Annotated in this window: 12 protein-coding genes; 4 read left to right on the top strand and 8 right to left on the bottom strand. The window is 57.7% G+C overall.

Annotated features, from left to right (window positions below):
• Positions 1–30: 30 nt before the first annotated feature.
• Positions 31–723: a M48 family metallopeptidase gene (locus Q0955_RS12020; protein WP_299424547.1), complete on the top strand. Its 693-nt coding sequence runs from the start codon at positions 31–33 to the stop codon at positions 721–723.
• Between the two features lie 63 nt (positions 724–786).
• On the opposite strand, the gene Q0955_RS12015 is transcribed toward Q0955_RS12020, so the two are convergent.
• The 6 genes from Q0955_RS12015 to Q0955_RS11990 all read right to left on the bottom strand — a co-directional run bounded on the left by Q0955_RS12015 (position 787) and on the right by Q0955_RS11990 (position 6,915).
• Positions 787–1,332 (bottom strand): RSP_2648 family PIN domain-containing protein, encoded by a 546-nt coding sequence (locus tag Q0955_RS12015; RefSeq protein ID WP_299424545.1) that lies wholly within the window; start codon positions 1,330–1,332, stop codon positions 787–789.
• Positions 1,329–2,540 carry an RSP_2647 family RNA methyltransferase gene (locus Q0955_RS12010; protein WP_299424544.1) on the bottom strand — a complete coding sequence of 404 codons (1,212 nt, stop codon included), beginning with the start codon at positions 2,538–2,540 and terminating at the stop codon, positions 1,329–1,331. The genes Q0955_RS12015 and Q0955_RS12010 overlap by 4 nt, the downstream gene beginning before the upstream one ends.
• Positions 2,541–2,597: 57 nt before the next feature.
• Entirely contained in the window at positions 2,598–3,269 is a 672-nt protein-coding gene (locus tag Q0955_RS12005) for a DUF6778 family protein (RefSeq protein ID WP_299424542.1), read from the bottom strand.
• Between the two features lie 137 nt (positions 3,270–3,406).
• Positions 3,407–3,676: a hypothetical protein gene (locus Q0955_RS12000; RefSeq protein ID WP_299424541.1), complete on the bottom strand. Its 270-nt coding sequence runs from the start codon at positions 3,674–3,676 to the stop codon at positions 3,407–3,409.
• Position 3,677: 1 nt separating this feature from the next.
• The gene (locus Q0955_RS11995; RefSeq protein ID WP_299424539.1) at positions 3,678–6,467 is read right to left on the bottom strand and encodes a glutamine-synthetase adenylyltransferase; all 2,790 of its coding nucleotides are present in this window, start codon (positions 6,465–6,467) and stop codon (positions 3,678–3,680) included.
• A 61-nt stretch (positions 6,468–6,528) separates the two neighbouring features.
• Entirely contained in the window at positions 6,529–6,915 is a 387-nt protein-coding gene (locus Q0955_RS11990; protein WP_299424538.1) for a nuclear transport factor 2 family protein, read from the bottom strand.
• Between the two features lie 57 nt (positions 6,916–6,972).
• Between Q0955_RS11990 and Q0955_RS11985 the strand changes: the two genes are divergently transcribed.
• From Q0955_RS11985 to Q0955_RS11975, 3 genes are all read left to right on the top strand, one after another.
• Entirely contained in the window at positions 6,973–7,440 is a 468-nt protein-coding gene (locus Q0955_RS11985; protein ID WP_299424536.1) for a YbaK/EbsC family protein, read from the top strand.
• Between the two features lie 172 nt (positions 7,441–7,612).
• Positions 7,613–8,038: a DUF2852 domain-containing protein gene (locus tag Q0955_RS11980; protein ID WP_299424535.1), complete on the top strand. Its 426-nt coding sequence runs from the start codon at positions 7,613–7,615 to the stop codon at positions 8,036–8,038.
• 88 nt (positions 8,039–8,126) lie between these two features.
• Entirely contained in the window at positions 8,127–8,576 is a 450-nt protein-coding gene (locus Q0955_RS11975; protein WP_299424533.1) for an RDD family protein, read from the top strand.
• Positions 8,577–9,135: 559 nt separating this feature from the next.
• Here the strand turns inward: Q0955_RS11975 and Q0955_RS11970 are convergent.
• Entirely contained in the window at positions 9,136–11,490 is a 2,355-nt protein-coding gene (locus Q0955_RS11970; RefSeq protein WP_299424531.1) for a TRAP transporter large permease subunit, read from the bottom strand.
• A 17-nt stretch (positions 11,491–11,507) separates the two neighbouring features.
• Positions 11,508–12,422, bottom strand: coding sequence for a TRAP transporter small permease subunit (locus tag Q0955_RS11965; RefSeq protein ID WP_299424530.1), 915 nt, complete (start codon positions 12,420–12,422; stop codon positions 11,508–11,510).
• Positions 12,423–12,472: the final 50 nt, after the last annotated feature.

Raw genomic sequence — 12,472 nt, 5'->3', positions numbered from 1 at the left:
GCCGCCCACGGCTTGCCTCATATCTCTACCATGATCAAACTGATGCCCATCCTCATCGCGGTCGTCTACGGCTTGCTGATGATGCGTTTCTCCGCCTGGCGCACCGCGCGTGAACTGGATGCAAAATCCACGGAACTGGCCGATCCGCGCCTCAATCCGCTGATCAAAGACATGGCCAAAGCTTTGGATTTGCCCCGCATCCGGGTGCACATCTACGAAATCGAGCCGGTCAATGGCCTCGCCGCCCCGGACGGGCGCATTTTCCTGACCCGAGGTTTTTACAACCGCTACCGCGATGGAGACGTCACTGCAGAGGAACTCGCCTCAGTCGTGGCCCATGAGTTGGGCCACGTCGCCTTGGGCCACTCCCGCCGGCGCATGATCGATTTTTCTGGTCAAAACGCCCTGCGCACAGCCCTCGCCATGGTGCTCAATCGCTTCTTACCCGGCATCGGCCCTTTGGTGGCCAACACCGCCACCACCTTGCTCTCTGCACGCCTGTCACGCGGCGATGAATACGAAGCTGACGAATACGCCGCAGCCCTTCTGGTGAAATCCGGCATTGGCACAGCCCCGCAAAAATCCCTGTTTGAGAAACTCGGCCAACTTACCGGCGCCCGTGGCGCCAGCACGCCGGCTTGGCTGCTCAGTCACCCAAAAACCGGGGAGCGTATTCAAGCCATCGAAAAACTTGAGCACAAATGGGGCCTTAGCAAAGCCTAACCCCTTCTTCTTGCCATAAATATCCCGGGGAGTCGCAGCCAGGCTGTGACGGGGCAAAGCCTCCTACGTGCTCACCGCTTTTGCAAGTTTCGGAAGCCGCGCCTTCTTCAGAAGCTTGCGCATCTCCCACGGCTGCCCACTCAACCGCTCGGCCTCCTGACGTACCGTTTCACACACCGCAGCAACGCCGTCCGGATCATTGTCCCAACAGCCACGCAGCAATTCATCTGGCGCTATCCGTTCCAGCCCTTCTTCCGCCAAAATATGGCGCGGAAAATCTTTGGCATTCACCGTGACAATTGCATCTGCCGATCCGGAAATCGCCGCCGCCAGCACATGCACGTCATGCTCATCTGGCAAATACAGGCGATCTTCCAACGAGGGCTTCCAGGTGACCACCGCCTTAGGCCATCCCGCCTGCAGAAAAGCAATCTCACCCCGCGCCTGCGGCTCACCGGTTGGGCCCAGCTTTCGTGCCGCCCGCGCCCATTCTTCCAAAATCCGCTCTGACCACTGCGGCTCAAACGCGCCGGTCTTGGCCACGCCCAGCAACACCTCCCGCATCACCGTTGGATACAGAACGCAAGTATCAAGCAGCAAACGTTTCACAGGCGGAAGAACATAGACTTGAGGTATCCGCTCTCAGCCAACTGCGGCATCAATGGATGGTCCGGTCCCGCAAACCCTGTGTGAATAAGCTGTGCATGACGACCAGCCCGGCCAATCCCGCGCACCGAAGCGCCCCTGAACCGTGCTAAATCAGCGGCGTGAGAACAGGAGCACAGACCCAGATAGCCACCTTCCGCCACCAAAGGCGCCGCCAGCCGCGCCACGCGCTCATAGGCCCGCAGGCCTTTCTCAAGCGCCGGTTTAGACGGGGCAAACGCAGGCGGGTCACAGATCACCACATCAAACTTCGCGCCCTCTTCGCCCAGCGCGGTCAACACCTCAAAGGCATCGCCTTTTCGGGTCGCAAACCGATCCGCCACGCCAGCGGCGTCAGCCCCGGCCCGCGCCAATTCCAACGCTGCGGCGGAGCCATCCACCGCTGTGGCATGGCTGGCACCACCAGCCAAAGCCGCCAGCGAAAAACCTCCCACATGGGAAAACACATCCAGCACCTTTGCATCTTTGCAAAGCCCGGCGGCAAATCCATGATTGGGACGTTGATCGTAGAAAAGCCCGGTTTTCTGACCGCCGGTCAAATCCGCCATATAGGTGGCCCCATTCATCACCACCGGCACCGGCGCCTCGGGTGCAGCCCCTGCCATGACAGCGCTGTGTTCTTCCAGGCCTTCCAACACCCGCGCCCGGCCGGAGCCATTTTTCAGCACATTGGTCACACCCGTCACTGTCATCAGCGCCGCCACCAGCGGCTCCAACAATGTCTCAGCCCAAGCGGCATTGGGTTGCACCACAGCCGTGTCGCCAAACCGATCGACAACCACGCCAGGCAGCCCATCCGCCTCCGCATGGATCAACCGGTAAAACGGAGCATCAAACAGACGTTCGCGCATCGCGAAAGCACGGGCAAATTTTGCTTCAAACCAGGCTTGGTCAATCACCGTTTCAGGATCACGATCCAACATGCGGCAGAAAATCTTGCTCTGGCTGTTGGTCGCCACCAGCCCCAACGGCTGACGCTTATCATCTTCCAGCACCGCCAGAGTGCCGGGCACAAGCGCCTTGGTGCGCCGGTCTGTGACCAGCTCATTATCATAGGCCCAGGGAAATCCATGACGGATCGCACGGGCATTGGCTTTGGGTTTCATGCGCACAACAGGGCGCGCAGACGGAGGGGAGGACGACATAGACATGCCGCCCTCCTACTTGTTTCTAACGGGTGTGAAAACCCTTCTCTGCGCTTGGCGATGTTACTCCGCCGCCGCCACCTCAACCGCGGCCGGAGCCAAAGGCTGGATGCGCTGTGTCACGCCACGCTGCGGGGCCACAAACCCTTCTGCTTTGGTCAACTCATCATGCACCACACGCGCCAGATGCTGGGTGATGCGATATTTTTGGGTCAGGCCACGCGCCTCGGCCTCAAATGCCATCTGTCCGCCATAGCCAACAAGGCTTGCTTTGATGGGTTTTGGTCCCCGTAGAACCGCACCACTTTGGGGTTCAATGATGGTCATCACAAACTCGATCGAGTGCACGCCACCCACGGTATAGCGGGTTTTCTCAGTCAGCGCGTGGAATCGGGTCACTTCAATTTCCACCCGCACCGGCATCGCCCCATCCAACGAACGGGTGCCCAAACGTACACTCTCGTCAAAAATCGCTTTGACCTGCTCATAGCGGTTGCCCCGTGCATCCCCACGCCAAACGATGTCGCCAGGGGGGTAATACAGGTTGGCTTCAGATACTTTGAGCGAAGTCGGAACTGATACGTCAAAGCTCTCAAGCGCATAAGACGGCGCTGGTGCGGCCATATCAGTTGGCACAGTGTCGTATGGCGCGTTCCGGCTTGCGGTGTCTACTGTTGCACAGGCGCTTGCACCAATAGCCAGTACCAGTGCTGCAATAATTTTACCCATCGACATGTTCAACTCCTCGGGCGGTTTTCGCCTCTGCTGCTCCACATAAATGTGCGCGTCAAATGGGGCGCGATTGCGACGCACCACAGGCGTTTCCAAGGAATTGATTAAAAATTTAGTCAGGAGCAAAACGGCCTAAACCGTCACCCCCGCGGTCGCGACCGCCATCCGCCGCGCCGCTTTGGCGCGCGCATTTCCACGCTGCCTTCTTCCAAAACTGCGGTCATTGGATGGCCCGGAAAACGGCTGCTCAAATGCACAATCAACACTTCAATTGCGTCCCGCGTATCCACCCCCTCGGGTAGTGACAGCGCCCAATCCAAAAAGATCGACCGACACTCGGAAGCCGCGATTCCTTCCATCCGGTAGCTCTCGTGAATCAACCCCTTGGGATCGCAATGCGAAATGTCCATGTCACACCTTTCCTGTGGACGCCAATGCCGTGGTGACCGTCTCTGCGGCCTTTTGGGTGGCCTCTGTCAACGTGTCTACCACAGATTCGATATCGTCTGCGCCGGTTTCCCGCAACAAAAACGCCCGTCCGCCTTCGCCAATCTCATCCGGCACAATGGTGCTGCCGGACAATAACTTGGACGCCAATTGCACCTGCCAACAAAGCCGATAGGTACTGGCAAGGTCTGATGCATCTGAGGCAGAAAGCCAGCCAATTGCGACACCCGCCTGTAAACCTTGCGCAACCGTGCGGCGGGCCGACCCCGCCAGCAACGCCCCGGTTTGGCTCAACAGCTCGATGTCCTGCAACCGACCTGCGCCAATCTTCGCGTCCCACGGCCCGTCCGGAGCTTTCGCCGCGGCAATCCGCGCGCGCATCTCTTGCACGTCTTTGCCAATCGCCGCCTTGTCTCTCTCCGCCGCCAATACCTCTTGTCGGAAGCCTTCCACCTCCGCCATCAACTCCGGCGCGCCGGTCACAGGCCGCGCCCGTGTTAGCGCCAGATGCTCCCAGGTCCAGGCCTCATCCCTCTGGTAGTTCTTAAACGAGGCCAACGACGTGGCCACCGGCCCCTGCGTTCCGGACGGGCGCAACCGCATGTCCACCTCATAGAGCCGCCCTTGCGACATCGGCGCGCTTAAGGCCGTGACCAAAGCTTGTGTGAACCGCGCGTAATACGGACGCGCTGCCAAAGGCCGCCGCCCTTCAGATGCCTCCACCCCATCCGCGTCATAGATCACAATCAGATCAAGGTCCGACGTAGCATTGAGCCTCTGCGCCCCCAGAGAGCCCATGCCCAGCACAATCGCGCCTCTCCCTGGCATCGGCCCATGTTTGGCGGCAAAGTGATCCGCCACCGGCTGCCACAACCCGGCCAAAACCGCTTCGGCCAAATCCGCGTATTGCCGCCCAGCTTCCTCCGCACCAATCAGACCACGCAGATGATGCACACCTATGCGGAACTGCCACTCCTTGGACCACCGCCGCGTGCCATCTAGCTGCGCCTCATAATCCGCGTCCCGCGCTAAACGCTCTTGCAACTCGTCGGTCAGCCCACGCACGCCCGGCCAGTCGGTGAAAAAGCTGCCGCCAATCACCGCATCAAACACCCCGGAATTACGCGACAAGTGCTGCGCCAACGCAGGTGCAGTGCCCACCACATCCACCAGCAAGTCAATTAACTGCGGATTGGCCTCAAACAGCGAAAACAATTGCACCCCCGCGGGCAAGCCACGCAAAAAACCGTCTAAAGCCAAAAGCGCTTCATCTGGTTTCGGGGCCTGTGCCATACGCCGCAAGATCTCTGGCCGCACGCGATTGAAAATCTCGACCGCCCGCACACTGCGCATCGCCGGATAGCTCTCCCACCGCGCGATCACGTCCTCATCAAACGTGTGGGGAATTTCAACGCCGCCTTCCACTGGAGCTGCATCCGGCGCAAAGAAGCCCTCGGTCATCTCATGTACTTCTGTCAGCCGGTCATGCAGGTCCGCACGAATGTCTGCCTCGTCGCGCCCCATCAACCCGGCAATCTTACCCCAGCCTTCTTCGCTCTTTGGCAACAGGTGGGTCTGCGCATCCGCAACCATCTGCACCCGGTGCTCGACCTCGCGATGGAACCGATAGTGGTCAGACAGCGCCTCCGCCACATCCTCCGGCACCCAGCCTTTGGACGCCAGTTTGCGCAGCCCCGGCACAGTATGACGGTCCCGCAGATACGGATCTCTCCCACCTGCAATCAGCTGACGTGTCTGGGTAAAAAACTCGATCTCGCGAATGCCGCCACGCCCGAGCTTCATATTGTGGCCATCCAACGTGATCTCGCCGCCCAGCCCTTTGTGCTCGCGAATACGCAACCGCATGTCATGCGCGTCCTGAATAGCAGCAAAGTCCAGATGTTTGCGCCACACAAACGGCGTCAACGTATCAAGAAACTTCTGTCCCGCCGCCAGATCGCCAGCCGAGGGCCGCGCCTTGATGTAAGCCGCCCGCTCCCAGGTCCGCCCAAGGCTCTCATAGTAGCGCTCCGCCGCCTCCATCGCGAGGCACACCGGGGTTACCGCCGGATCAGGCCGCAGCCTCAGGTCTGTGCGAAACACATAACCGTCGCCGGTGATGTCATTAAGCATCGCCGCCATTTTGCGCGTTGCCCGAATGAAACTCGCCCGCGCATCATGATAATCATCCGCATCAAACCGGCTTTCATCAAACAGACAAATCAGATCAATGTCTGAGCTGTAGTTCAACTCACGTGCGCCCATCTTGCCCATGGCAATTGACACCATGCCACCTGCCGTTGGAATGTCGTCTTCTGTTGCGCCCGGCAGCTTCTTACGCCGTATTTCCGCGCCAATCGTCGCCTCCAAGGCCAGCTGGCTCGCCAAATCGGCAAAATCCGTCAACGTGCCAGTCACTTTTTCAAGCGACCACGCCCCGGCCAAATCCGCCAATGCTGTGAGCAGCGCCACCTTACGTTTCGCCGCCCGCAAGGTCGTTGCCCGCTGATCCGGTGCCCCGGCCCGCAACTCCGCAAACAGCTGTGCCAAAGCCGCGTCCGCATCCTGCAACGCCTCTGGCACCCAGTCCGCTTCCTTGTGGATCAAGCTCTTGAGATAGGGACTTGACCCGGCCGTGCCTTCGATCAGCTTGGCCAGATCGCCGGACAACGCAGGCACCGCCGCCCGTGCCTCCGCACCAAGTTCAGGATCAAAAGGTCGAGGCAGGCGGGTGATTTGTGATTCAAACAACATGGGCGCGACTTTGAAACCGCGCCCCGCCAAGGTCAATCCGCTGCACTGCCGCAGGGCGGGATTAGGGCACTCCTTCCCCGGTCAACGGAGTGTCCTGACTGAAGCTGTTGACCCAGCCCTCATTGCGCTGCTCCCACAAGGAACTCACCAACATGACCTCCCAATCCGTCCTGCCAACCCGCAGGTAGTCCGCGCGATAGATCAGCAACCCGCAGTCTGCGCCAGGGGCCCGCACTTGCACCGCGCTCAACCGGTACTCGGTCACGGTTGCGCCGCTGTCCAATTGGCCAGTATGCGCGTCTTTTCCGGCAAACCCATCTGGATAGACGCCAATAAAGTCTTCCGTTAAAAGCGCCCCATCCGCGTCGCTGTCCCCGGAAACCAATGCATCCCAAACCCGGGCCTCCAACGCCAGCAATGTCTCTTTCAAATCATTTGTTTTTTCCATGCTGGCACCCTGCGGCGCGCCATGGCAGAAATCAACCCGAGGACGAGGAGACACCACTTGAGCAAAAGTTTGAAACGCGTGCGTGCCGCGTTGGAAGCAGCGGGCAAGAACATCGACATCCGGGAGACCGACGGGGCACGCACCGCGCAGATGGCAGCCGACGCTGTGGGCTGCGAAGTCGATCAAATCGCCAAATCCATTGTCTTTCAAAAGGCCGACAGTGGCGAGGTCGTGCTTTTTCTCACCGCCGGTGGCCGTCAGGTCGACACCAAAACCGCCGAAGCCCTTCTAGGGGCCCAAATTACCCGTGCGGATGCCACAGTTGTGCGCAAACAAACCGGCTTTGCGATTGGCGGGGTAAGCCCGGTGGGTCACCTCTCCCCTATTAAAGCGTTCATGGACACCCGCCTGACCGAATTTACTGAAATCTGGGCTGCTGCTGGCACGCCCAACCATGTTTTTTGTGTATCTCCCGAAGACCTTCAGCAAATCTCCGGCGCAAAAGTCGGCAGTTTCAGCACCTAGACCCACAAAAATTGCAACTATTTTCGAAACGATTACAAATACATAGCCCGAAAATGTAAAAACCTTTCACATTTTTTCTTGCAATCCCCTCCTGCACTCCCAATCTCTGTAATGTGAAAGCGATTTACATACCGCCTCACAAAGACACAACAAAACAAACTCGGAGACAGTTATGACCCCTGCCGCAACCGCCCATACCGCCGACACCCAGCACCTCAGCTGGTTTGGCAAGAGCGAGGCCTGGCTGGACAGCAAAGGCAAAGGTGCCTGGATTGCCGCCATGGTTCTTGGCTTCGTGTTCTTCTGGCCTGTTGGCCTGGCCCTTCTGTTCTACATGATCTGGAGCAAAGATATGTTCAAGAAATCCTCCCGCAATCGCAGCTGCTCGCGTCGCATGCATGTGATGGCCTCCTCCGGCAACAGCGCCTTTGACAGCTACCGTGACGAGACCCTGCGCCGCCTGGAAGATGAGCAGAAAAACTTCGAAGACTTCCTGGAGCGTCTGCGCGCTGCCAAAGACAAATCGGAGTTTGACCAGTTCATGGACGAGCGTGCCACCAAGGCCACCGAGGAACGTCGCGAAACCGAAGACGCCTAAGCGCGCCCTATCTGAGCAGTCACGGCGCGGAAGCCCCCTTCCGCGCCGTTTTCTATAAAGTACCGGCATCAACCCAATTGAGAGAGACATGAACCACCACAGTTTTGCCCTACCCGATCCGGACACCCAGTCCGAGTTTTACGAAGACGTGACCTTCAAGCGCTTTCTGGCGTGGCTGATCGACACCGGCCTGATCTTTGTGCTCTGCGTGCTGGTGCTGCCATTTACAGCCTTCACCGGTCTCTTCTTCTTTGGTGCGTTGCTGTTTGTGTTTGGCTTTGCTTACCGCGTGGTCACCATTGCGACAGGTTCTGCCACCTGGGGCATGCGCCTGATGTCGATCGAACTGCGCCAATCCGACGGCAGCCGCTTTGACCTTGGCTCAGCCTTCCTGCACACATTGGGCTTCACCGTGTCGGTGATGTTCCCAATCTTGCAGATCATATCGGTGGTCCTGATGATCACCACGGCGCGCAAACAGGGCCTCACCGACCACGTCATGGGCTCCGTCGCCATCAACCGGGCAGCGCGGTACTGACTTTGATCTTTCAGCGCCTCGATCTCAAGCGTGACCGAGGCACGCCGCCTGCCGTTGCCAATCTCCCATTTGATTAGCTCCCTAATAAAAACTATCCGTTTTGGGAAAACCGGAGACTGACACAAGCGCTTTCCCCTTGAACCTACGGCAAGGTTTAAGGTGTATTTCATGTATGAAAACTCTAAGAGATATCCTGTGTTCGACCATTAACTGGCAGGCGCGATTGATAAGATGGAACCCAATAATCGGCGCAGCATATTTAGTTATCGCTTCGGTCGTGCTTGTTTTTTGGCTACCCATAAAACTCTATAATTTGGCTGGACTGTCCATTGCCGTATCTATCCCGGCGATGTTTTTTCTTCACGCAATTCAAGTTTTTGCGGTGTTCCGGAAGGTTCGGTTTTAGAGGATCACAGATCACGAGCCGTCGAAGGTTTAGGTGACTTGTCAACATCAACCTCAACGATAACAGCTCAGCTCCCCCTTCCTAACACCCAACACCTCAAACGAAAACGGGGGCCAGGTGGCCCCCGTTTCTTTTTGTCTATCACACTTTGGATCAGTTCCCGATCAGATCCGGCAGGATCGTCACAATCGATGGCACAAACCACAGGATCGCAAGGCCAAGCACCTGAATGAGCACAAAGGGAATGATGCCCTTGTAGATGTGCCCGGTTGTCACCTCTTTTGGTGCCACCCCTCTGAGGTAGAAGAGCGCAAAGCCAAACGGAGGCGTCAGGAACGAGGTCTGCAGGTTCACCGCGATCATGATGGTCACCCACTTCGGATCAAAGGTACCGCCATAGATAACCGGGCCGACAATCGGGATCACGATGTAGATGATCTCGAGGAAGTCGAGCACAAAGCCCATCACAAACAGCACCAGCATCACGATCAGGAAGACTTTGAACTCGTTGTCAAACGACTTCAGGAAGCCCTGAATATAATGCTCACCACCAAAGCTGATCACCACAAGGTTCAAGAGCTGCGAGCCGATCAAGATGGTGAATACCATCGAGGTCACTTTTGCAGTTTCCCGAACAATCGGAGACAACACCTTGCCGCGGAACAACACCCAGCAGCCGTAAAGCAAGCCAAACATCGCAAACAGATAGGTGCCTTTGGCCACAAAGAACGCAATCAGGTTCTCGGTGGAGACAACTTCCTGGTTGATCCGCAGGTCAAAGTTCACGCCCACAAGGATCATGATGATCACCGCAAAGGTCGACCAGATGATGATCCCGCCAGAGCGACCTTCATCGTGCAAGCGACGATACGCCGCCAACATGATCGCCCCGCCCGCACCCAGCGCAGCGGCCGGAGTTGGGTTGGTGATCCCGCCAAGGATCGAGCCCAGCACAGCAATGATCAGAACCAGCGGTGGGAACACCACGCGCAGCAACTCATTTTTGCCCAGCAGCCCCGCGCCGAAGCGCACGCCATAAAGGGTCATCGCCAAAGGCAACGCCAGGAAGATCAATGTCCAGCCAGGCGTGGTCACCGGCGTGATCAGGATCGCATCCACAGCCAGCGCCAGCACGATACCCGCGCCACCAATCAACAACGGACGGGTGTCCGCGCTTGGCGCAACGCCGCGTGCAGTGGTCAGGATCAGAGCCAACAGCAGGTAACCAATTGCCAGACCGGAGCCAATTGGGGCAGCAGCCGCAATTTTCTCGACACGCAGCTCGGCACGCTCCTCGACGGACAGCGCCCGCGCTTCGGCAACACCACCAGCGTCGTCAATCTTGGTCTGCTCTGCAACCGCCTGATCCCAGGCCAGTTGACCATGCAGATCGATCATAGAAGCTTTACACTGTTCACCAACATTGGTGCGCAAGCTGGCTGTTTGACCCGCGTCCGAGAAACTGTCGACGGTCACATCCTGAGAGCCAATCACATTGACCTGCCCCAGAAGGATAACACCTGCGATCAGAGCAGCCGGCACACCGAGGAACCAAGTCAGACCTTCACCACGGGTGATCGCCTCACCGTTGGATGCTTCCATTTCCACCGCAGGGGCTTCCTTGGGGTTAAACATCGCGTAGCCAAAGGCATAGAGACCGTAGAGCACCGCCAGCATGATGCCGGGGATCAGCGCCGCCTGGAACAATGTACCAACGGAGACAACCGCAGGCTCGCCCAGGAAGGTCAGCGCATCAGAACAGCCAGCCACCTGCGCACGGTTTTCCTGTGCCGCAGAGTAGAGGTCCCCCGCCAGCGTGCCGAGAAGAACGATCACGATTGAAGGTGGGATGATCTGACCCAGCGTCCCAGACGCCGCAATCACACCAGTTGCCAGCTTCGGGTTGTACCCGTGCTTCAGCATGGTTGGCAGCGACAGCAGGCCCATGGTCACAACGGTTGCGCCCACGATACCGGTGGAGGCCGCCAGGAAGGCACCCACAACCACAACCGACACAGCCAGACCGCCCGGCAGCGGGCCAAAGACGCGCGCCATTGTAGTCAGAAGGTCGTTTGCAATCTTGGACCGTTCCAGCGTGATGCCCATCAGAACAAACATCACAACCGCCAACAGCGTTTCGATGGATTGACCGGCAAGCACACGCTCGTTCATCCGGTTCACAACAAAGCTGATGTTGCGGTTCATTGCCTGTTCCCAACCGCCCGGGAACACAGATTCTGCCACACGAGGCAGATCCGGGTATCGGAAGACCGAGATTGTATCCGACTTCACCCCTTGGGCAATCAGGTCGGCATACATGGTTGAGCTGGTGTCAATTGCTTGGTGTATCAGGATCCCGGCACTGTCGAGTGCCGCAATGATCCCGAAGGAGATAACCCCTGCCCCACCAATGGCAAACGCCACAGGGAAACCGGAGAGAATGCCTCCAAAGAGGCAGAGAAAGACGATAATCAGGCCGATTTCGACCCCATCAAGTCCAAATAGCATTGGTTCTGCCCCTTAGATCAGTGTGTGCCTTCATAGGCTTCTTCGCCCTCGCCCAGCGTATCGCGGTCGAGGTATTTGCCAATGCTGCCGGCGCCTTCTTTGAACTCGAGGAACGAGCGATAGAAGAACGCAATGGCCTGCAAGAAGACCATGGCGGCAAAGCAAACAAGAAGCACTTTGAAGAGGAAGTACGCGTTAAAGCCGTTGGGTGAAAAGCCGATGGTTTCCACGTTCCATTTCAGGATACGGGCTTTTTTCATCAGGATCTCAACCTTGTCAGACGCCGATACTTTTGGGGTCACAAGGTGACGCCACATGAAGAACCAGCCATACATCCAGGTCAGAACCGCAACCGGCATCATGAAGAAAATCGAGCCGAACATGTCGACAACCCGCTTCGCACGGTGGCTGATCGCGGAGTAGACAAGATCCACACGCACGTGGCCGCCCTGCACAAAGGTGTAGGTCGCACACATACAGACGATCATGGCGTTATAGAGCTTCAGCTCTTCTGCCCACCAGCTCACGTCATACGTCAGGAAATCCACGCCATAGATCAGCGAGATCTCCGCCACGGTGAAAATCCGCTGCATGAACACGATCACGATTTGCTGCAGCACCATCAACAGGCCTGCCCACGCAAAGAAACGGCCCACCGAGTTGGCAAAGCCTTCCAGAACGCGCACGCATCCCCACATGAAATTGGGCCGCGCAATACCAACCGCCGTAACGATCAAGAATAGCGTGAACACCACAAAGAAAAACTCGACCGAGCCACCGTAGTACACAAACCGCATCAGCGATTGTTTATCTTCGGTGGTCTCCAGGCCTCCCATCCAGCTCAGCCACAAGCCTGGATGTGTGAGTGCATAACCTGCATTCACAAAGGCTTGGCCGATGTTGGAAAAGAACCAGACCAGACCGTCCAGCATTGTCCCCTCATCCCCTTATTGTTTTTGGATTTTTGACAGTGCTGCGATCC

The sequence above is a fragment of the uncultured Shimia sp. genome (assembly GCF_947493595.1).
GTDB lineage: Bacteria > Pseudomonadota > Alphaproteobacteria > Rhodobacterales > Rhodobacteraceae > Shimia.
The sequence above is the reverse complement of the archived record's forward strand: the minus strand, read 5'-3'. Positions and strand labels throughout refer to the sequence as shown.

What these genes read in the sequence shown, in the direction of transcription:
- Q0955_RS12020 (WP_299424547.1), top strand. Translation starts at nt 31, where the DNA reads ATGATCAAACTGATGCCCATCCTCATCGCGGTCGTCTACGGCTTGCTG.
- Q0955_RS12010 (WP_299424544.1), bottom strand. Translation starts at nt 2,540, where the DNA reads ATGTCTATGTCGTCCTCCCCTCCGTCTGCGCGCCCTGTTGTGCGCATG.
- Q0955_RS12005 (WP_299424542.1), bottom strand. Translation starts at nt 3,269, where the DNA reads ATGTCGATGGGTAAAATTATTGCAGCACTGGTACTGGCTATTGGTGCA.
- Q0955_RS12000 (WP_299424541.1), bottom strand. Translation starts at nt 3,676, where the DNA reads ATGGACATTTCGCATTGCGATCCCAAGGGGTTGATTCACGAGAGCTAC.
- Q0955_RS11995 (WP_299424539.1), bottom strand. Translation starts at nt 6,467, where the DNA reads ATGTTGTTTGAATCACAAATCACCCGCCTGCCTCGACCTTTTGATCCT.
- Q0955_RS11990 (WP_299424538.1), bottom strand. Translation starts at nt 6,915, where the DNA reads ATGGAAAAAACAAATGATTTGAAAGAGACATTGCTGGCGTTGGAGGCC.
- Q0955_RS11980 (WP_299424535.1), top strand. Translation starts at nt 7,613, where the DNA reads ATGACCCCTGCCGCAACCGCCCATACCGCCGACACCCAGCACCTCAGC.
- Q0955_RS11975 (WP_299424533.1), top strand. Translation starts at nt 8,127, where the DNA reads ATGAACCACCACAGTTTTGCCCTACCCGATCCGGACACCCAGTCCGAG.
- Q0955_RS11970 (WP_299424531.1), bottom strand. Translation starts at nt 11,490, where the DNA reads ATGCTATTTGGACTTGATGGGGTCGAAATCGGCCTGATTATCGTCTTT.
- Q0955_RS11965 (WP_299424530.1), bottom strand. Translation starts at nt 12,422, where the DNA reads ATGCTGGACGGTCTGGTCTGGTTCTTTTCCAACATCGGCCAAGCCTTT.